This window comes from Roseinatronobacter alkalisoli, from assembly GCF_028745735.1.
Taxonomy (GTDB): Bacteria; Pseudomonadota; Alphaproteobacteria; order Rhodobacterales; family Rhodobacteraceae; genus Roseinatronobacter; species Roseinatronobacter alkalisoli.
Genome location: NZ_JAQZSM010000008.1, coordinates 126,976 through 145,953, shown reverse-complemented (window position 1 = coordinate 145,953; position 18,978 = coordinate 126,976). Strand labels below are relative to the sequence as shown.

General features: G+C 59.4%; 21 protein-coding genes. 6 read left to right on the top strand and 15 right to left on the bottom strand.

Annotation, left to right across the window (positions count from 1 at the left end; translation table 11 throughout):
- The first annotated feature begins 2 nt into the window (after positions 1 to 2).
- From argB to PUT78_RS10925, 3 genes are read left to right on the top strand one after another with little or no spacing between them, the layout of a single operon-like run.
- Entirely contained in the window at positions 3 to 893 is an 891-nt protein-coding gene (gene argB / locus PUT78_RS10935; RefSeq protein ID WP_274352327.1) for an acetylglutamate kinase, read from the top strand.
- Between the two features lie 3 nt (positions 894 to 896).
- Positions 897 to 1,547 (top strand): ferredoxin, encoded by a 651-nt coding sequence (locus PUT78_RS10930; RefSeq protein ID WP_420793493.1) that lies wholly within the window; start codon positions 897 to 899, stop codon positions 1,545 to 1,547.
- On the top strand, positions 1,544 to 2,056 hold the full coding sequence (locus tag PUT78_RS10925; protein ID WP_274352299.1) for a SixA phosphatase family protein: 513 nt from the start codon (positions 1,544 to 1,546) through the stop codon (positions 2,054 to 2,056). The genes PUT78_RS10930 and PUT78_RS10925 overlap by 4 nt, the downstream gene beginning before the upstream one ends.
- Here PUT78_RS10925 and PUT78_RS10920 read toward each other — a convergent pair.
- The 13 genes from PUT78_RS10920 to rplO all read right to left on the bottom strand — a co-directional run bounded on the left by PUT78_RS10920 (position 2,044) and on the right by rplO (position 13,127).
- Complete coding sequence (locus PUT78_RS10920) at positions 2,044 to 2,757, bottom strand: ATP12 family chaperone protein (protein ID WP_274352298.1); 714 nt, start codon at positions 2,755 to 2,757, stop codon at positions 2,044 to 2,046. The genes PUT78_RS10925 and PUT78_RS10920 overlap by 13 nt on opposite strands.
- Complete coding sequence (locus PUT78_RS10915) at positions 2,754 to 3,416, bottom strand: HAD-IA family hydrolase (RefSeq protein WP_274352297.1); 663 nt, start codon at positions 3,414 to 3,416, stop codon at positions 2,754 to 2,756. Before PUT78_RS10915 ends, PUT78_RS10920 begins: the two co-directional genes overlap by 4 nt.
- Entirely contained in the window at positions 3,413 to 4,450 is a 1,038-nt protein-coding gene (locus tag PUT78_RS10910; RefSeq protein ID WP_274352296.1) for an RluA family pseudouridine synthase, read from the bottom strand. Before PUT78_RS10910 ends, PUT78_RS10915 begins: the two co-directional genes overlap by 4 nt.
- Positions 4,451 to 4,591: 141 nt before the next feature.
- Entirely contained in the window at positions 4,592 to 5,902 is a 1,311-nt protein-coding gene (locus PUT78_RS10905; protein ID WP_274352295.1) for a replication-associated recombination protein A, read from the bottom strand.
- Between the two features lie 61 nt (positions 5,903 to 5,963).
- Positions 5,964 to 7,349 carry a trypsin-like peptidase domain-containing protein gene (locus tag PUT78_RS10900; RefSeq protein ID WP_274352294.1) on the bottom strand — a complete coding sequence of 462 codons (1,386 nt, stop codon included), beginning with the start codon at positions 7,347 to 7,349 and terminating at the stop codon, positions 5,964 to 5,966.
- A gap of 123 nt (positions 7,350 to 7,472) precedes the next feature.
- On the bottom strand, positions 7,473 to 7,892 hold the full coding sequence (gene rplQ / locus PUT78_RS10895) for a 50S ribosomal protein L17 (protein WP_274352293.1): 420 nt from the start codon (positions 7,890 to 7,892) through the stop codon (positions 7,473 to 7,475).
- A 156-nt stretch (positions 7,893 to 8,048) separates the two neighbouring features.
- The gene (locus PUT78_RS10890; protein WP_274352292.1) at positions 8,049 to 9,065 is read right to left on the bottom strand and encodes a DNA-directed RNA polymerase subunit alpha; all 1,017 of its coding nucleotides are present in this window, start codon (positions 9,063 to 9,065) and stop codon (positions 8,049 to 8,051) included.
- A gap of 114 nt (positions 9,066 to 9,179) precedes the next feature.
- Positions 9,180 to 9,569 carry a 30S ribosomal protein S11 gene (gene rpsK, locus PUT78_RS10885; RefSeq protein WP_274352291.1) on the bottom strand — a complete coding sequence of 130 codons (390 nt, stop codon included), beginning with the start codon at positions 9,567 to 9,569 and terminating at the stop codon, positions 9,180 to 9,182.
- A 15-nt stretch (positions 9,570 to 9,584) separates the two neighbouring features.
- Positions 9,585 to 9,953 (bottom strand): 30S ribosomal protein S13, encoded by a 369-nt coding sequence (rpsM, locus tag PUT78_RS10880; protein ID WP_274352290.1) that lies wholly within the window; start codon positions 9,951 to 9,953, stop codon positions 9,585 to 9,587.
- Between the two features lie 187 nt (positions 9,954 to 10,140).
- A complete protein-coding gene (locus PUT78_RS10875; RefSeq protein ID WP_274352289.1) occupies positions 10,141 to 10,473 on the bottom strand; it encodes a DUF6693 family protein in 333 nt (110 codons plus the stop codon).
- Between the two features lie 43 nt (positions 10,474 to 10,516).
- The gene (locus PUT78_RS10870) at positions 10,517 to 11,161 is read right to left on the bottom strand and encodes an adenylate kinase (protein ID WP_274352288.1); all 645 of its coding nucleotides are present in this window, start codon (positions 11,159 to 11,161) and stop codon (positions 10,517 to 10,519) included.
- Positions 11,158 to 12,531, bottom strand: coding sequence for a preprotein translocase subunit SecY (secY, locus tag PUT78_RS10865; protein WP_274352287.1), 1,374 nt, complete (start codon positions 12,529 to 12,531; stop codon positions 11,158 to 11,160). The genes PUT78_RS10870 and secY overlap by 4 nt, the downstream gene beginning before the upstream one ends.
- Before the next feature lie 104 nt (positions 12,532 to 12,635).
- The gene (gene rplO, locus PUT78_RS10860; RefSeq protein WP_274352286.1) at positions 12,636 to 13,127 is read right to left on the bottom strand and encodes a 50S ribosomal protein L15; all 492 of its coding nucleotides are present in this window, start codon (positions 13,125 to 13,127) and stop codon (positions 12,636 to 12,638) included.
- A gap of 285 nt (positions 13,128 to 13,412) precedes the next feature.
- Here rplO and PUT78_RS10855 point away from each other — a divergent pair, with 285 nt between their 5' ends.
- Positions 13,413 to 13,724: an ETC complex I subunit gene (locus tag PUT78_RS10855; protein WP_274352285.1), complete on the top strand. Its 312-nt coding sequence runs from the start codon at positions 13,413 to 13,415 to the stop codon at positions 13,722 to 13,724.
- Between the two features lie 26 nt (positions 13,725 to 13,750).
- Positions 13,751 to 14,944, top strand: coding sequence for a glycosyltransferase family 4 protein (locus tag PUT78_RS10850; RefSeq protein ID WP_274352284.1), 1,194 nt, complete (start codon positions 13,751 to 13,753; stop codon positions 14,942 to 14,944).
- Positions 14,945 to 14,950: 6 nt separating this feature from the next.
- Here PUT78_RS10850 and PUT78_RS10845 read toward each other — a convergent pair whose 3' ends face one another.
- Both PUT78_RS10845 and PUT78_RS10840 read right to left on the bottom strand, forming a co-directional pair.
- Positions 14,951 to 15,226: a hypothetical protein gene (locus PUT78_RS10845; RefSeq protein WP_274352283.1), complete on the bottom strand. Its 276-nt coding sequence runs from the start codon at positions 15,224 to 15,226 to the stop codon at positions 14,951 to 14,953.
- Positions 15,227 to 15,330: 104 nt separating this feature from the next.
- Positions 15,331 to 16,206, bottom strand: a complete 876-nt coding sequence (locus PUT78_RS10840; RefSeq protein WP_274352282.1) for a 3-hydroxybutyryl-CoA dehydrogenase — start codon at positions 16,204 to 16,206, stop codon at positions 15,331 to 15,333.
- A 245-nt stretch (positions 16,207 to 16,451) separates the two neighbouring features.
- On the opposite strand from PUT78_RS10840, the gene PUT78_RS10835 reads away from it, so the two are divergent.
- Complete coding sequence (locus PUT78_RS10835; RefSeq protein ID WP_274352281.1) at positions 16,452 to 18,977, top strand: cation:proton antiporter; 2,526 nt, start codon at positions 16,452 to 16,454, stop codon at positions 18,975 to 18,977.
- The last annotated feature ends 1 nt before the right edge of the window (position 18,978 follow it).

The window sequence follows — 18,978 nt, the reverse complement described above, 5'->3', positions numbered from 1 at the left end:
ACATGAAGAAGCAACGCCCCATGACACAGGACTGGTTTACCACTGCCCGGACGCTGTCCGAGGCCCTACCCTATTTGCAGCGCTATTCCGGCGCGATTGTTGTCATCAAATTCGGCGGCCACGCCATGGGCGACGCCGAAGAGATGGCATCCTTCGCGCGCGATGTTGTGCTGATGCGTCAGGTGGGTGTCAATCCGGTCATCGTGCATGGCGGCGGCCCGATGATTAACGAAATGCTGCAAAAGCTGGACATCCGGTCCGAATTCGTGCGCGGTAAACGTGTGACCGACGCGGCCACCATGAATGTCGTTGAAATGGTGCTGTCTGGATCGGTGAACAAGCGTATCGTGCAGGCCATCCAACTGGAAGGTGGCAAGGCGGTTGGCCTGTCAGGCAAGGATGGCGGCATGGTCACCTGCGAAGCCGATGATCCCGAACTGGGTCTGGTGGGGCGTCCGGCCGCCATCAACACAGAACTGCTGCACCACCTTTTCACTGGCGGGTTCATTCCGGTCATCGCGCCGCTGGGCATGGGTCTGGAAGGCGAGACATTCAATATAAACGGTGACACTGCCGCTGGGGCGATTGCCGGCGCGCTGAAGGCCGATCGCCTGCTGTTGCTGACGGATGTGTCGGGCGTGAAGGACGAAAACGGCGATGTGGTAACCCAGCTTAGCCCCGCCCATGTCCGCGACCTGACTGAAAAGGGCGTGATTGCGGGCGGGATGATCCCGAAAACCCAAACCGCCCTTGACGCAATAGCGGGCGGTGTGCGCGCCGTGGTCATTCTTGACGGGCGCGCGCCAAATGCGTGTTTGCTGGAACTGTTCACTGATCACGGCGCGGGCAGTATCATCCGCGACACCGTGCCATTGGTCAAACCACAGGGCTGATGCATGGCCCTGACGCTGGAACGCATCACTGATCTGGCGCAGGCCCATGCCCTTGCCGTGATGGGTGCGGTTCAACGCGATCAGGCCGCTTTGCCCGACGGGGTTCAGACGCTGGTTCTGCTTGGCCCGTATGAGCCGGGCTTCTGGCCGGAATTCACCGCCAGCCCGGAATATATGGACCGTGCCCCAGACCCGATGGACCGCTGGTCGCGTCGCATTATTGATGCGCTGGCGCAGGAACTGGGGGCCAGCGCCATCTATCCATTCGGGACACAACCGCCGCACCCGTTCTATACTTGGGCGCTGGCAACAGGCCGCATATGGTCGTCGCCGGTGCAATTTCTGGTGCATGACACTGCGGGGCTTTGGGCATCGTTCCGTGGGGCACTGGGGTTTTCTGACCGAGTTGACGTGCCTGCGGCCCCTGCCCCCCCCTGCACCGACTGCGCGCGCCCCTGCGCCACAGCCTGCCCCGTGGGCGCATTGACACCACAGGGCTATAACGTGCCAGCCTGCCATGCCTTCCTTGACAGTGCGGCCGGGCAGCGCTGCATGACGGGGGGCTGTGCCGTGCGCGCTGCCTGTCCTGTATCGCGCGCCTTTGGCAGGCAATCCGAACAATCTGCATTTCATATGAGGCAGTTTCACCCATGACCTTGCGCCTGATTCTGACGCGCCACGCAAAATCTGACTGGGACAATCCGCTGGATTCAGACCATATGCGCCCGTTGAACCCGCGCGGACAACGCGCTGCCCCGAAAATCGGGCGCTGGCTGGCGCGCAACGGCCATCTGCCGCAGCAGGCACTGGTGTCCGATGCCGCACGCACGCGCCAGACATGGGAACGCCTGAGCGCTGAATTCCCTGCGCCCGTGCCCGCCCGGTTTGAAGCGGCGCTTTATCACGCCGGGCCGGATATGATGATGCAAATCCTGCAAAGTGCCAGCGCGGATACAGTCATCATGATCGGCCACAATCCCGGCATAGCGGTGTTTGCACGCATGCTGGTTGACAGCCCGCCCACCCATCCGGGATTTACCAGATATCCGACCTGCTCAACTGTGATCGTTGAATTTGATGCGCCGGACTGGGGGTCCGTGCGCTATGGGTCCGGACGTGTGGCGGCATTTATAGTGCCGCGCGATCTGGATCAGGCGGACTGAAGCGCGAAATAGAAGCGCGCCGCGTCAAGAAACGCCTTCTGGCGGCCAGCGGCCAAGGCTTCAGCTTCTTCATCCGCGCCCCATTGTTCGGTTTGCCAGTCTTCATCGACGCGTGACGCCGCCCATAATTCTTCCGGCGTGGCGAATTTGTCGATTGTAGCAAGACCGATGATCAGCGACCCGGACATCGACACCAGATCATGAAAGGCCGTCAGTTCGAACGCGTCAAGGCGTTCGATATCGGCCTGCATGTTTGCCAGCAATTCAGATGGCTGCGGCGCATGCATGACGCCAGTATATGCCACCGGTCGCGTGCCATAACGATGGGCCGCCCAGTCCAGAAACGGATCCCAGACCTGCGCTTCGCGTTCCACCAGTTTCTGGGGCGCTTCGGCGCGGTAGCAGATCAGATCGCTGTCGCCATAGGCAGCGATCATGTCGGTGACTTCGGCCTTCTGGCCGCGCACCTTGTCGATTGCGGCATTGGCCGCGCGTGTGGCAGGCATGGTTTCGGGATTGACGACATCGCCCTGCGCGTGCCATTCGGCCGCAATCAGTTCGGCGAAGGCGCGCGTCGGCACAACCAGCGGTGCCTTGGCAGGGGTTTTCAACGCCCGCCCGTCCAGCGTGACGGTAAATCTACCATCCGCCGCTTCAACCACGGCATTTTTCCAGAACCGTTTCCTTGCCCAGCCGCTCATGCTACCCCCATAGACCAGATCTGCGTCAATGCCGCAGGCAGAGCAGCGAAATCATCAATCACATGTGGACCCAGTGCCGCCGCCGGGTGATAACCCCAGCTGACGCCAAGCCCGCGAATGCCCGCGGCGCGCGCCATTTCCATGTCATAGGTGGTATCGCCCACCATCACGGCATGCTCGGGCGCAATGCCGGTTTCACGCAGGCAGGCATGGATCATCGCGGGATGGGGCTTTGACGGGTGGTCATCGGACACCTGCAATGTTGCGAATTGCCCCGCCCAGCCATGCGCCGCAACCAGATGGTCCAGCCCACGCCGCGATTTACCCGTCGCAATGCCAAGGACAAGCCCGTCCTGCCTGGAAAGTGCGTCCAGCGTTTCGGCCGCACCGGGGTAAAGGGGCGACAGGTCTTTGGCGCGCAAGGAACTGAATGCGTCCTTATAGGCGGCAACCATGCGCGCCTGTTCACTTGCGTCCATACCCGGTGCAAGCCGTGCCACGGCCACAGGCAGCGAAAGACCCACGATCGACAGCACCTGTTCACGCGCGGGTGCCTGTTGGCCAAGGGCGGCGAAAGCCTGCGCCATTGCCGCCAGAATATGAGTCTGACTGTCAACCAGCGTGCCATCCACGTCAAAAATGACAAGGCGCCGGGTCATGAATCTTCCTCGAACGGGTTGGCGGGCACATCGCGCGCATCCCAGCCGAACAGTTTCCAGCTTTGCGCCATATGTTCTGGCAGGGGGGCGGTCAGTTCCAGCAGATTATCCGTGACCGGGTGCATGATGCGCAGCGACCGCGCATGCAGATGCAGCTTGCGGCTGACAGCGCCGCCGATGCCCGCGCCCCAGCCATCGCCCAGATTTTCCTGCGCCGACCCGCCATATTTGCCATCACCCATGATCGGATGGCCGATTTCGGCCATATGCGCGCGCAACTGATGAGTGCGCCCGGTGATGGGCGACAGGGCCATCCACGCTGCGCGCCCGGCCAGCCGTTCCAGAACCGCGAATTCGGTCATGGCACGTTTTGCGCCTTCGGTCCGGTCAACTTCAGCGGGGTGGATGCAGCGCATCTTTTCGCCCGCGCCGCGCCCGCCGGTTTTCAGCAGCCCGTAACGGATGGTGCCTTTTGCGGGCTGGGGCACGCCCGCAACCAGCGCCCAGTAAATCTTGCGGGCTTCGCGGTGGCGAAAACCTTCAGCCAGACGACGGGCCACACGCGGCGTGCGCGCAAGCAGCAGCACCCCTGATGTGTCCTTGTCCAGCCGATGGACCAGAACGGGGCGTTCCTTGAACCCGAAGGTCAGCGCCTCGGTCAGTCCGTCAACATGGCGCGAACCTTGTCCGCTGCCACCCTGACTGGGCAGTCCGGCAGGTTTGTTCAATGCGATGATATGGGCATCTTTCCAGATAACGGCGCGCTGGATCATTTCGGCGTCATCCGGGGCTATGCCCGTTTTTGCAACGGGCGGTGCGGCAGGCGTATCAGGCAGGGGGGGGATGCGCACGGTCTGGCCTGCTTCCACGCGGCTGGACGCCTTCACCCGCCCGCCATCCACACGGATTTCGCCCTTGCGACAGGCTTTCTCGATCAGGATCTGCGTGATCTGCGGGAACTGGCGCTTCAGCCAGCGATCCAGCCTTTGACCGCCATCATCCGGCCCAACCTGTCGTGTCTGCACTGCGCTCATGATCTGTTCCCCGGAATGTGTGGCCCTTCCTTTTCCTTCCTTTGGCCAGTTGTCAACCGGTAGCCCTGCGCGCCACCCCAACGAAGCGCCGATCCGCGCTGCAGCCAGACAAAAACATATGCCGGATGGGCGCGCGCGCCGCTATTGCCCGCGTTTTGCCCGCAGCTTGGCAAACCACGCCACGCGCTTGGACAATTCGCGTTCAAAACCGCGTTCGGCGGGCTGATACAACACCGGGCGTTTCACGCCTTCGGGGAAGTAATCCTGCCCCGAAAACCCGTCCTCGGCGTCGTGATCATAGGCGTAGCCTTCGCCATAGCCCTGATCCTGCATCAGTTTCGTGGGGGCGTTCAGGATATGTTTCGGCGGCACGGTGGAACCGGTTTTGCGGGCCAATGCCAATGCCCCTTTCCACGCGACATATCCCGCGTTGGATTTCGGCGCCAGCGCCAGATAGATGACTGCCTGCGCCAATGCCAGATCCCCTTCAGGGCTTCCCAGACGTTCATAACATTGCCATGCTTCAAGGCAGACGGCCTGCGCCTGCGGGTCAGCAAGGCCGATATCCTCGACCGCCATACGGGCCAGACGCCGCGCCAGATAACGCGGATCTTCGCCACCATCGATCATGCGCGCGAACCAGTACAGCGCTGCATCCGGGTCGGACCCGCGCACGGATTTATGCAGGGCTGAAATCAGGTTATAATGCGCATCCCCGCCCTTGTCATATTGCGCCGCGCGGCGCATCAGCCGCTGGCCAAGGGCGTCGGGGTCCAGTTTGCCCGTCACCTTCCAGCCCATGACCTGTTCGATCAGGTTCAGCAGGGCGCGGCCATCCCCATCGGCCATTTCCAGCAGCGCCTCGCGGGCCGGGCCGGTCAGTGGCAGGGGGCGTGCCAGTTCCTGTTCAGCATGCTGGGCCAGACGTTCCAGTGCAGCCAGCGTCAGCCGCTCTAGCACGATAACCTGCGCGCGCGACAACAGCGCGGCATTCAGTTCAAAGGACGGGTTTTCCGTGGTGGCCCCGACCAGAGTGATGGTGCCATCTTCCATATGGGGCAGAAAGCTGTCCTGCTGGGATTTGTTGAAACGGTGAATTTCATCCACGAACAGCAAGGTGCCGCGCCCGTTCTGGCGGCGCAGTTTCGCCTGTTCGAACACTTTGCGCAGATCAGGCACACCGGTAAAGATGGCGCTGATCTGAATGAAATGCATATCTGTCTGGTCGGCCAGAAGGCGGGCGATGGTAGTCTTACCCACGCCCGGCGGCCCCCACAGCACCAAAGACGCCAGTTGCCCACTGGCAAGCATGGCCCCCAAGGGGCCGTCCGGCCCCAATGCCTTGTCCTGCCCGATAACCTGATCCAGCGTGACAGGACGCAGGCGATCCGCCAGCGGGCGGGCCTTGCTGTCGGGTGGTATGTTGGCGGGGTTGTCAAACAGGTCAGGCATATGCGCAGGCTACGCCCATGGCCGGGTCAGCGAAAGCGGGAAATGCGCGGCCATTGGACACTCATATGCGAAAGCGCAGGCTGACGCGTCTGCCATCGCGCTGCACCTCGATCTGCCAGTTGCGGGACTGGGTGTTGGCCATGCGCATGACATCATCGGGGGCGGTGATGGCTTCGCCATTGATGGACAGTAAGATGTCACCGATGCGCAACCCGGTGCGCGCTGCAAAATCCTGCGTATCAGTGACAAGCACCCCGTCCGCGTTGAGGGGCAGATCAAATTCCGCGATCACCGCCGGGTTGATACGTGCAACCGTCAGACCGCGCAGCGCGGACGGGCCGTCAACATAGCGGGCCTGCCGGTCGGGGGAGTCTGGCGGTGCGATCAACTCCATCTGGGCCTGTTGCACAGTATCGCCGCGCCGATATGTCAGTTCCGATGACGCACCAATCCCGCGGCTTGCCAGACGAAACATCATTTCGGGCGCAGAATTGACCGGCGCGCCATCCACATTCAGGATAATGTCGCCCCGTTGCAGCCCGGCCTGTACCAGGGGGCTGTCGGGGTGCAGGTCCAGCAATATGACGCCTTCGGGGATGCGCTGGTCAAACGCCTCGGCCAATGTTGCATCCACGGCCTGGGCGGAAACCCCGGCCCAGGGCCGCTGAAACCGTGTCTGCCCGTCGCGTGCCTGTGACACAACCTGTGCTACCAGATTGGCGGGAATGGCGAATCCTATGCCATGGGATGCACCGGACCGGGTGATGATGGCGGTATTCACGCCGATCAGGCGGCCCTGCATGTCAACCAGCGCGCCGCCGGAATTTCCGGGATTGATTGCGGCGTCAGTCTGGATGAAATACCCGCGCCCCGACCCGACTGCGATGCCCGACCGCGCCAGCCCGGAAATGATGCCGCTGGACACTGTTTGCCCGATCCCGAAAGGGTTGCCGATGGCCAGCACCAGTTCCCCGACTTCGACCAGATCAGAATTGGCAAGTTCCAGAACCGGCAGGCCGGACGCATTGCGCAGTTTCAGAACAGCAAGATCGCTTTCTTCATCTGTCAGGATAATATCGGCATCATATTCGCGGCGGTCATTCAGGACAACGCGGATTTCGGTTGCATTGCCGACCACATGGAAATTCGACACGATGATTCCGTCCTCAGACACAATCACGCCTGAACCCAGCGAATCCTGCACGCGCGGGGTGACCTGACCAAAATTGCGGAACAGGTCACCAAAAAAAGGATCATCAGCAAAGGGGCTGCGCCGCTGCGCGACGATGCGCTGGGCATAGATATTGACAACGGCGGGGGCCGCCTGTCGCGCAACAGGCGCGAAGCTCAGTTGCATCTGGAACTGGGATTCGGGCACGGTTTGCGATGATGTGGCGGTGGAAAATATCGTCGTGCAGAAAACCAACAGCAAAACGGCAAAACGCATCTGGTGCATATCCTTTCCCTGAAGCCGACAGCCCCCATGATATAGGAAGCGCGCGCCGCACAGTTCAATGCAAAAAGCCCGCACCAGATGTGCGGGCTTTTACTGTGCGCAAGCAGCGCGTGCTTATTCTTCGGTCGCGTCGGCGGCTTCCAGGCGGGCCAGATCAGCCGCGCCTTTCGCAGCGGGGTCACGATCAACAAATTCGATGATCGCCATCGGGGCCATGTCGCCATAACGGAAACCGGCCTTCATGATGCGGATATACCCGCCCTGACGTTCCTTGTAGCGCGGGCCCAGAATGTCGAACAGTTTCGCAACATCCTTGTCCTGCTTCAGTTGCGATGCCGCCAGACGACGGGAATGCAGATCACCGCGCTTGGCCAGGGTGATCAGCTTCTCCACGATGGGGCGCAGTTCCTTGGCTTTGGGCAAGGTGGTCTTGATCTGTTCATGTTCGATCAGCGAACCGGCCATGTTGGAAAAAAGCGCCTTGCGGTGCTCATGGGTGCGGTTCAGGCGGCGGTAACCTCTGGCGTGACGCATGTGATATCTCCTTTAACGTCGTTCTTTTTACTTTGTCCGGCCGTGGATTGCGTGACCACGACTCTCCTTGGGGCGTTTGCCCGGATCGTAGGACGCGCGCCTGCACGCGCGCCCTGCATTCTGTACGGCAGACGGGGCATTCAGAAGCCCCACCTGTCAGAACTGGTCTTCGAACCGTTTGGCCAGTTCGTCAATATTTTCCGGCGGCCATTCTTCCACATCCATACCCAGATGCAGGCCCATGCCCGACAGAACTTCCTTGATCTCATTCAGCGATTTGCGCCCGAAATTCGGGGTGCGCAGCATCTCTGCCTCGGTTTTCTGAATCAGATCGCCGATATAAACGATATTGTCGTTTTTCAGACAGTTCGCAGAACGCACGGACAGTTCCAGCTCGTCGACTTTCTTCAGCAGAAGCGGGTTGAATTCCAGCCCGTCATCAGCGTCTTTCGCGCCTGCTGCTTCGGGTTCGTCAAAGTTGACAAAGACCTGAAGCTGATCCTGCAGAATACGCGCGGCATAAGCGATGGCATCTTCCGGTGTCACCGACCCGTCGGTTTCGATCTTCATTGTCAGTTTGTCATAGTCCAGAACCTGCCCTTCGCGGGTAGGCTGCACTTCATAGCTGACTTTGCGCACCGGCGAGAAAATGGCGTCAATCGGGATAAGCCCGATCGGCGCATCTTCGGGGCGGTTCTTGTCCGCGGATACATAACCTTTGCCAGTGTTGATGGTCAGTTCCATATACACCGAAGCGCCTTCATCCAGGTGACAGATGACCAGTTCCTTGTTCAGAACCTCGATCCCGGCACTTGTGGTGATTTCGCCAGCTGTCACAACACCCGGACCCTGCGCCGACAAGGACACACGTTTCGGACCTTCGACATCCATGCGCAACGCAACGCTTTTCAGGTTCAGAACGATGTCGGTCACATCTTCACGCACACCCGGTACGGACGAAAATTCGTGAAGCACATTATCGATCTGGACAGATGTGATTGCGGCGCCTTGCAGCGACGACATCAGCACACGGCGCAGCGCATTTCCCAGCGTCAGACCGAAGCCGCGTTCCAGCGGTTCGGCAGTGAGGGTTGCAATACGGTTGACATCGGCACCCTGCTTGATGTCGAGTTGTGCCGGTTTGATCAGTTCTTGCCAATTTTTATGGATCATGGTCGCCTCCATTCCTGTCGCATTGCCATGACCCAGCAACGCAACGCCCGAGGATCTAGAATGACGTAATCGGGCCGCGCGGATGCGCGCAGCCCGACCTTAAAATCTGCTGAATCAGACGCGGCGACGCTTCGGTGGGCGGCAGCCATTATGCGCCATTGGCGTCACATCACGAATAGAGGTGATGTTGAAACCAGCCGCAGCCAGTGCGCGCAATGCCGATTCACGGCCAGAGCCAGGCCCCTGCACTTCGACTTCCAGCGTTTTCACGCCGTGTTCCTGTGCTTTCTTGCCAGCATCTTCTGCGGCCAATTGTGCAGCATAAGGCGTCGACTTACGCGACCCTTTGAAGCCCATTGTACCAGCAGATGACCATGAAATCGCATTGCCCTGAACGTCTGAAATCAGGATCTTGGTGTTGTTGAAGCTGGAATTCACATGCGCGACGCCAGCGGCAATATTCTTGCGGACCTTGCGCTTAACGCGGGTTTTATCACGAGCCATTTCTGAACCCTCCCCTTATTTCTTCTTGCCGGCAATGGCTTTTGCCGGACCTTTGCGCGTGCGCGCATTGGTATGCGTGCGCTGACCGCGCACAGGGAGGTTGCGACGATGGCGCAGACCGCGATAGGAACCGATATCCATCATACGTTTGATGTTCATCTGAACTTCGCGACGCAGATCACCTTCAACGGTGAAGTTCGCGTCAATATATTCGCGGATCGCCAGAACTTCGGCGTCCGACAGTTCATTGATACGACGAGTCACGTCGATATTGGTTGCTTCACAAACCTGATGCGCGAATTTTGAACCGATACCATGGATATAGGTCAGGGCGATGGGGACGCGCTTCCCCGTCGGGATGTTTACGCCAGCAATACGTGCCACGCGGATCTTCCTTTCGTTGCGGTTCCGTAATCCCAGAACCTTTTTTCACAACACGGGGGCATGGCCCGCGTGCATTTCAAACAAAGCCGCGCCCCGAAAACAGGGCGCGATTCTGCGTATGAGTGTGTCGCCTATGCGTTTTCAGCGCAAAGGTCAAGGGCAAGCCGCCGGGACAATGCGCGCGCGGTCAAAGTGGCACAGTTCGTGTGGCGTTCATCAACCGCTTCATGACCGATTGCCAGTAAATCAGATAGGCAAATCCAAGGGTCAGAATCGTCAGGATCAGCCACAGCAACGCATGCCCCAGAATATCGGTGAAGCCAACTTCGACAGATAGCTGGCCGATTTTGCGGCCTGCACTGTCCAGAACATAGGTGCGGTTGATCGGGGCTTTCAGGAAGTAATAGGGCAGCACAAAAAGCGCCAGCCCAAGGGTGAGGATGGTCAGCAAGACCCAGATCACCAACTGCCCCAGCGCTTCACCAACCGAATATTCGCAACTATAGGTCTGGCCCTGCATGACACGCCCCTGAACTGAAGCAGGGGCCGCAGCCCCTGACAGATCACTTTTCAAGAATATCGGCTATCTGGACGGAAACGGCGGACATCTCTGCCATGCCATCCACTACTTTCAGGCTGCCTTTGGCATGGTAGTAGCCCAGCAATGGTGATGTCTGTTTGTAATACGCCAGCAACCGGGTACGCAGCGCGTCTTCGGTATCATCGGCACGGCGGGTGAATTCGGTGCCGCCACAAACATCACATACGCCGTCTGTCTTGGTGGGGCGAAGGGTGTCATGATACACTTCGCCGCAGGTGGCGCAGGTGAAGCGCCCGGTGATACGGGCCACAAGCGCATCATCATCCACGCGCATCTCGATGACATGATCGATGGCGCTGCCCTTGGATGCCATCAGCGCTTCCAGCGAATCGGCCTGCGCCAATGTGCGTGGGAACCCGTCAAAAATAGCACCTGCATCGCCGAGAGAATCCAGCTTCTCAGCAATCAGCCCAATGACGATTTCATCGGTAACCAGTTCCCCGCGCGCCATGACATCGGCCACAAGGTTGCCCATCTCGGTGCCCGATGTCTTGGCCTCGCGCAGCATGTCGCCTGTGGACAGCTGAACCATGCCGCGTTCTGTTACAAGACGTTTCGCCTGGGTGCCTTTGCCCGCACCCGGTGGGCCGATCAGAATGATGTTCATCGCCGTGCCGGTGCCTTCGGTTTGCCTGTGGTGCCGCGGCGCTTGCCTTTGCCGCGCAATTGCGACTTTTCAAGCAACCCTTCATATTGATGCGCAAGCAGGTGCGATTGCACACGATTGATAGTGTCCATCGTCACCGACACAACAATCAGCACCGATGTGCCGCCGAAATAGAACGGTATCGCCAACTGCCCGCGCAGAATTTCAGGGAGCAGGCAGACCGCCGCCAGATAGATGGACCCGACAGTGACAAGGCGCGTCACGACATAGTCCAGATAATCCTGCGTGCGCTTGCCGGGGCGGATGCCCGGAATGAACCCGTTCTGGTTTTTCAGGTTATCGGCCACGTCATCTGTCTTGAAAGACACGTTTTGCGTGTAAAAGAACGTGAAGAAGATGATCATCGCCGTGAAGAACAGCAGATAGGCAGGCTGGCCGGGGCCAAAATAGGCCAGCAGCGTGGCCATCAGCTCACTTTGCGAATTGCCCGAGAATGTGGCGACAGTTGTGGGCAGCAGCAACAGCGATGAGGCAAAGATCGCGGGAATCACATTGGCGGGGTTCACCTTGATCGGCAGGTGGGATTGCCCGCCGTCAAACACCTTCATCCCAACCTGACGACGCGGATACTGGATGGTGATTTTGCGGATCGCGCGTTCCATGAACACCACAAAGGCGATGACCGCGATTATCATCAGGACAACACCAATGATGACGGCAGGCGAAATGTCACCCGAACGTCCCTGACTCAGGAATTGTGCCAGTGCTGCGGGGATTTCTGCGATAATACCCACGAAGATGATCAGCGAAATCCCGTTGCCGATACCGCGTTCGGTAATCTGCTCGCCCAGCCACATCAGGAACATGGTGCCGCCGACCAGCGTAATGACCACCGCCGCACGGAAGAACCAGCCCGGATCTGTTGCCAGATCACCGGCTTCCAGCGATACGGCCAGACCGTAAGATTGCCCAAGCGCCAGCAACACCGTCAGATAGCGGGTATACTGGTTTAGCTTGCGCCGCCCCATCTCGCCTTCTTTTTTCAGCTGTTTCCACGGTTCATACATCGCACCGACAAGCTGCACGATAATCGCCGCAGAAATATAGGGCATGATCCCCAATGCGAAGATGCCCATACGGCTGATGGCGCCGCCGGTGAACATGTTCAGCATGCCGCCGATGCCCGCCGCCGCTTCATCCATGAATTCACGCAAGGCCAGACCGTCAATGCCCGGAACCGGAATATAGGTGCCAATGCGGTAGACGATCAGCAGCCCCAACGCGAAGAAGATGCGTTTGCGCAGGTCGGTCGCCTTTGCCAGCGCCCCCCAGCTTGTATTGGCCGCGAGTTTGTCAGCAGCAGATGCCATGCCCGTCTCTCTCTTACATGTCAGCGCCGCCGGACCGGGGTCCCGGTCGGCGGCGCGAAAACCCTATGCGGTGATGTAAGCGCCGTAAGCGCCGGTCACAACCATTATTCGGCTGCCGCCTCTTCCTTTTTCGGAGCGGGCACCAGAATTTCAACGCTGCCACCTGCTTTTTCGACAGCTTCCTGTGCCGCTTTGGACACACCGGTGACTTGCAGATTGATCTTGGTGCTGATCTCGCCCTTGGCCAGAACACGCACGCCATCACGCTTGCGACGGACCAGACCGGACGCGATCAGCGCGTCTTCGGTGATGGTGCTGGCTGCGTCCAGCTTGCCTTCGGTGATGAATTTTTCGATCAGGCCCAGATTGACCACAGCGAAAGCCTTGCGGTTGGGCTTGTTGAAGCCGCGTTTCGGCAGGCGCATGTAAAGCGGCATCTGGCCGCCTTCATAGGACTTGATCGCAACACCAGAGCGCGAATTCTGGCCCTTGATACCACGGCCACCCATTTTACCCTTGCCCGAACCAGGGCCACGGCCAACGCGCATGCGTTTCTTGGTTGCGCCTTCATTATCGCGAAGTTCATTCAGTTTCATGTCGCTATCTCCTATGCCGGAAAGCCCCATCAGCGACGAATCGGGGCCACGCGGCGTGTTACCATGTTCAGGGCACAAAATACCCTGCGCGGCGTATAGACCGGTTGCGGTGGTGTTTCAAGCCACTGTTGCGATCCTGCGCGCCTTTGCCGGACCGCCCGTCCTTATTCCCATCTTTCGACCGGCCTTTTCTGCCTGCGCCCATCGCCGTCACATGCCTGCGGGAATGCTTGCATCGGGTGCGGGTTTCGCGCATAAAACGCCTGTCCTGACAAGAGGTTTGCCATGCGTGCCCGAATTTACCGCCCCGCCCGTAATGCCATGCAATCCGGCATGGCCAAGACACAGAACTGGGTGCTTGAGTTCTCGCCCGCGCAAGCGCGCCGGATTGACCCGCTTATGGGATGGACCAGTTCCGGGGATATGGATGCGCAGGTCAAGCTGCGTTTTGACACGCGCGATGCCGCCGAAGCCTATGCCCGCGCCCATGCCATTGAATATAATGTCATCGAACCGAAATCGCGGCGCCCGAATCTGCGCCCCGGCGGGTATGGCGACAATTTTGCGACCAATCGTCGGCAGGTCTGGACGCATTGACCCAATATTGAAGCGGGGTTGGTGTGATGCAGATCGCCTATCTGATGAACACATATCCCGTTACTTCAGCGACATTTATCCGCCGGGAAATCGCCGCACTTGAAGCGCAGGGTGTGTCGGTCCGGCGTTTTGCTGTGCGCCCATGGGACCAGCAACTGGTTGATGATGCGGATCGTCAGGAACAGACCCGCACAACCTATCTTCTGGCGCCGGGCGGGTTGCGGCTAGTATTGCTGACCATGGCAGAAAGCCTGCGCAATCCGCGAGGGTTCTGGCGCGCGGCAAAAACTGCGTGGACACTTTATCGTAACGCCGGGCGCGGGGCATTGGTGCGCCATGTGGCCTATCTGATGGAAGCCGTGCATCTGAAGCGGCTGGCCAATGGTTGCACCCATGTCCACGCACATTTTTCGACCAACACTGCGGCAGTTGCGTTGCTTTGCGCGCGGCTGGGCGGGCCGGGATATTCGTTTACCGCGCATGGCCCGGATGAGTTTCTGGACCCGGGCGCCGCATCGCTTGGCCTGAAGTTGCAGATGGCGCGGTTTGCTGTGGCCATTACCGAATTCGCGCGCGTGCAACTGGCGCTTGCGGGGGGAATGGGCATCTGGCCGAAACTGCATGTGGTGCGCTGCGGGGTGGATGTGACGGATCTACGCCCTGCCCCGCCACCCGCGACTGATGCGCCGTTTGTCTGTGTCGGGCGGTTATGCGTGCAAAAAGCGCAGGAACATATTGTCGCGGCACTGGCCGATCTGCACCAGACCCACCCCCAGGCGCGTGTGATCCTGATAGGTGACGGGGACACCCGCCCTGCGATTACTGCTGCGATTGCCCGCCATGGGCTTGGCGAGCATGTGGAATTGCGCGGCTGGGCGGACAATGCCGCGGTCAAGGATGCGCTGTCAGGCGCGCGCGCGCTGCTGCTGCCCAGCTTCGCCGAAGGGTTGCCCATTGTCATCATGGAAGCGCATGCGCTGGGGCGGCCGGTAATTTCAACCTATATTGCGGGCATTCCGGAACTGGTGGATCAGCAGACCGGCTGGCTGGTGCCTGCAGGCGATGTACCGGCCCTTGCGGCTGCGATGCGTGCCTGTATGGACACCCCGCCCGAAGAACTGGCCAGTATGGGTGCGATGGCGCGCGCGCGTGTAGAGGCCGCCCATGACGTGACCCGCAATGCCACCGACCTGAAAGCGCTGTTCAGCCGCTACGTGTGATGCCGCTCAGCCATTGCCACGCAGGGCTTCGGGATGCGCTGCAAGGAATTCTTTCAATGTGGCATACAGCGCGCGGGCCTTTGGCAGGTCATCGGCATGCAGGGCATGGGCAATATCATCGCATATCAACTGCTGCACATGCTGAGGGCCATGGTGCATATGCATCATGTACTCAGCCAGTTCTGCCGCACTGACCTGCGAAATATGCGCGTGTTCCGCAAGGATGGCAATCTGCTCGCGGGTCAGGCATGTCATGTCCAGAATGTCGTTTTCATTTATCATGGCGATCTCCTCCTGTCTGGCAGTATGCCATAATCAGGGGGGATTTGCCTTGTTCCATATCAACCGGCCGGGGGATTGCCGGTTGCGGCGCAAGACCTGCCTGATCAGCGCGTCGGCACAGGGGTTTCCCCCCGGTAGTCATAAAACCCGCGCTGAGTTTTACGACCCAGCCAGCCAGCTTCGACATATTTGGTCAGCAACGGACAGGGGCGGTATTTCGTATCGGCCAACCCGTCATGCAGCACATTCATGATGGCAAGACAGGTATCCAGACCGATGAAATCTGCCAGTTCCAGTGGCCCCATCGGGTGATTGGCGCCCAGCTTCATCGATTCGTCGATGGATTTGACGGACCCGACACCTTCATACAGCGTGTAAACCGCTTCGTTGATCATGGGCATCAGGATACGGTTCACGATAAAGGCGGGGAAATCTTCGGCGCTGGCGGCGGTCTTGCCCAGCTTTTCAACCACGGCATGCAGCGCCTTATAGGTGGGTTCATCCGTGGCAATACCCCGGATCAGTTCAACCAGTTGCATGACAGGCACAGGGTTCATGAAATGAAAGCCCATGAACTTTTCCGGGCGGTCCGTGCGGCTTGCCAGACGGGTGATCGAAATCGATGACGTGTTCGAGGTCAGAATCGTGTGCGGCTGTATATGCGGCAGCAGATCTTCGAAAATAGCCTGCTTAACTGTTTCGCGTTCGGTCGCCGCCTCAATGATCAGATCAGACGGGCCAAGTTCGTGCAGCTTGGTTGTCGTGCGAATGCGCGCCATGGCCGCGGCCTTGTCCTCTGGGGTGACCTTGCCGCGCGAAACCTGCCGTTCCAGATTGCGGTCAACCAATGCGACAGCGTTGTTCAGGGCATCTTCGGAAATGTCATTCATCAGCACTTCAAAACCGGCCAGTGCAAAAACATGGGCAATCCCGTTGCCCATTTGGCCCGCGCCGACAATTCCGACTGTCCTGATGTCCATTCTGGCCCCCGATTTTCTGGTTCGTGCAGACCATATGTCCCGCATGCCCGCCAGCGCAAGAGAGAATGCCATCCGCCGGGCATGTCGTTCCACCCTTTGAAACTTTGCGCATAGTACCGGCAGGCTTGTCGCGCGGCCTCAAGCCCTTGCCACGCTGCAGTGCAAACAGATCGCGCTGCGCCGGAAATGTCGTCAAAGTGATGCTAACATATTCGATTTCAGGAACTTTCCAGCTATAAAAAAGCATGGATATTATTACGCTTGTCGCGGCCCTTGCGGTGCTTTTCATCATTATCGGGATTTCCGAACCCCTCTCGGAAAGGGCGCGGTTGCCCTTTACCGTGATTCTGGCCGTTATCGGCGCCGTTCTGGGCGGGGTGGCGCTGTATTTGCTGAGTTCGGACCTGAACGAGGCGCTGAATCCGACAGTGCGGCGTTTGCTGGAACAACCAATCCGCGCCAATGTCTTTTTGTATGTTCTGCTGCCGACACTGCTGTTTCAGGTCGCGCTGATGGTGAATGCGCGGCGCATGCTGGATGACTGGGTTCCCATTCTGGTCATGGCGGTGATGGCCGTGATCGTGGCAACCGTGGTTATCGGATACGCGCTGAAGCCGTTTACAACATTGCCATTGGTGGCCTGCCTGCTGATCGGGGCCATTGTGTCGACCACGGACCCGTCCGCAGTTGTCAGTATTTTCCGGAATATCGCCGCGCCCCAACGCCTGACCCGCATTGTCGAAGGCGAAAGCCTGTTGAATGACGCCGCCGCAATCGCGTTATTCGGTTTCTTCATTACCTTCGTGATGCTGGGCGTGCCGGACCCGACATTACAGGAAGCGCTGGTGGCGTTTCCCTGGCTGATCGCGGGCGGTGTCCTTATCGGCTGGGTCTTTGCCCGTGTCACCGTGTCACTGATGACGCTGATCCCGACATTTCCGCGGGCGCAGGTGTCCATCAGTGTGGCACTGCCTTATCTAACATATATTGTCGCGGAACAGATTGCCTCCGCATCCGGTGTGATCGCGGTTGTGGTGTCGGGGCTGACACTGAACCTGCTGGGGCCGGGGCGGCTGACGCCCGCCAGCTATAATTACCTGCGCGAAGTATGGGATGTGCTGGCCTATTGGGCAGGTGCGCTGATCTTTATTCTGGCCGCTCTGCTGATTCCACGGCTGATGGTGGATGTCCGCCTGAACGATATTTTTCTGATCGGGGTAATCGTGGTCGCGGCCTTTTTCGCGCGCGCGGTGATCCTGTTTGGCATGCTGCCGGTGCTGTCAGCGCTGAAACTGTCCCCGCGCGTTGACCGGCCTTACCGCGTGGCCATCCTGTGGGGTGGGTTGCGCGGGGCCGTCACGCTGGCGCTGGCGCTGGCGGTCACCGAAAGTGCGCTGGTGCCCCCGGCGATAAAACGGGAACTGGGTATTCTTGCCACCGGATTCACGTTGTTCACATTGCTGATACAGGGCACGACTCTGCGCTGGGTCATCGGCAAGCTGGGACTGGACAGGTTGCCCGCACTGGACACTGCGCTGTCCAATCAGGTTATCGCTGTCGCGCTGCAGAATGTGCGCGAAGAAGTGGCCGAAACCACCCGCGACTACCGGCTGCCCAAAGAGGTGATCAGATCCGAGGCGAAACGATTCGCCGAACGGCTGGATATCGCCGTGGACATGGCCGAAAACGCGCAGGCCATCCCAGACCGTGACCGTATTACGCTGGGCCTTGTTGCACTGGCCGGTCGCGAACGTGACCTGATCATTGAGAATTTCCGCCAGCAATTATTTTCGGCCCGGTTGGTGGAACAAATGCTGACCGATGTGGACCGCCTGATTGAACGCACGCGGCAGGGCGGGCGGTATGAATACCGCGCCGCCGGGCGCATAGCGCTGGGCTATGGCGCGTGGTATCGCATCGCGGTCTGGCTGCACAGTCGGCTGAACTGGTCATGGTTGCTGGAAAACATGACCGCCGACCGGTTTGAGATATTGTTGAACCAACGGCTGGTTCTGGGGCAATTACACGGGTTTCTGGACAATAAGATCCGGCGCATTCACGGCCGCCGCGTGGCAGATCTGTTGCATGAACTGCTACGCCGCCGCGAAGAAGAAACAGAAAACGCAATCGAAGGGCTGCGGTTGCAGTATCCGGGCTATGCCGAAGAAATGGAACGGCGGTTCATTCGCCGGACAAGCCTGCGGCTGGAAGAACGCGAGTATGAAATCCTGTTCGGCGATGGCCTGATAAGCCGTGAACTGTATACAACACTGCGCAACCGCGCTGACGCCGCGCGCAGCACGGTCGAAGCGCGGCCGCATCTGGATTTCGCGCTGCAGAAAGATGCGTTTGTGCGCAGCTTTCCGTTGTTTCAGGATATGAGCGATGAACAGCGCCGGAAACTGGCCCGCGCATTGACAACGCGCTATGTCGAACCGGGGTCAATTCTTATCCGCAAGGGCGAAGTGGCGAATTGTGTCTTCTTCATCGCCTCTGGTGCGGTGGAAGTGGAACGCAAAGGCCAGAAAGCCCGACTGGGCCGGGGGGAGTTTTTCGGGCATATCGGTATGCTGGCACGTGAACCACGCAGCGCCATGGTCAGCGCCATCAGCCATTCCACCTTGCTTACGCTGGACGAGCAGCGCTTCCGCCGGATGCTGACGCGCAACAAGACATTGCTGCAGGCTGTGGCAGACAGCGCGGCAAAGCGCGGAGTCGAACTGGACCTGCGTGTCTTCGGCACCACGCGCGCGAAGAAGAACGGCAGCTGAT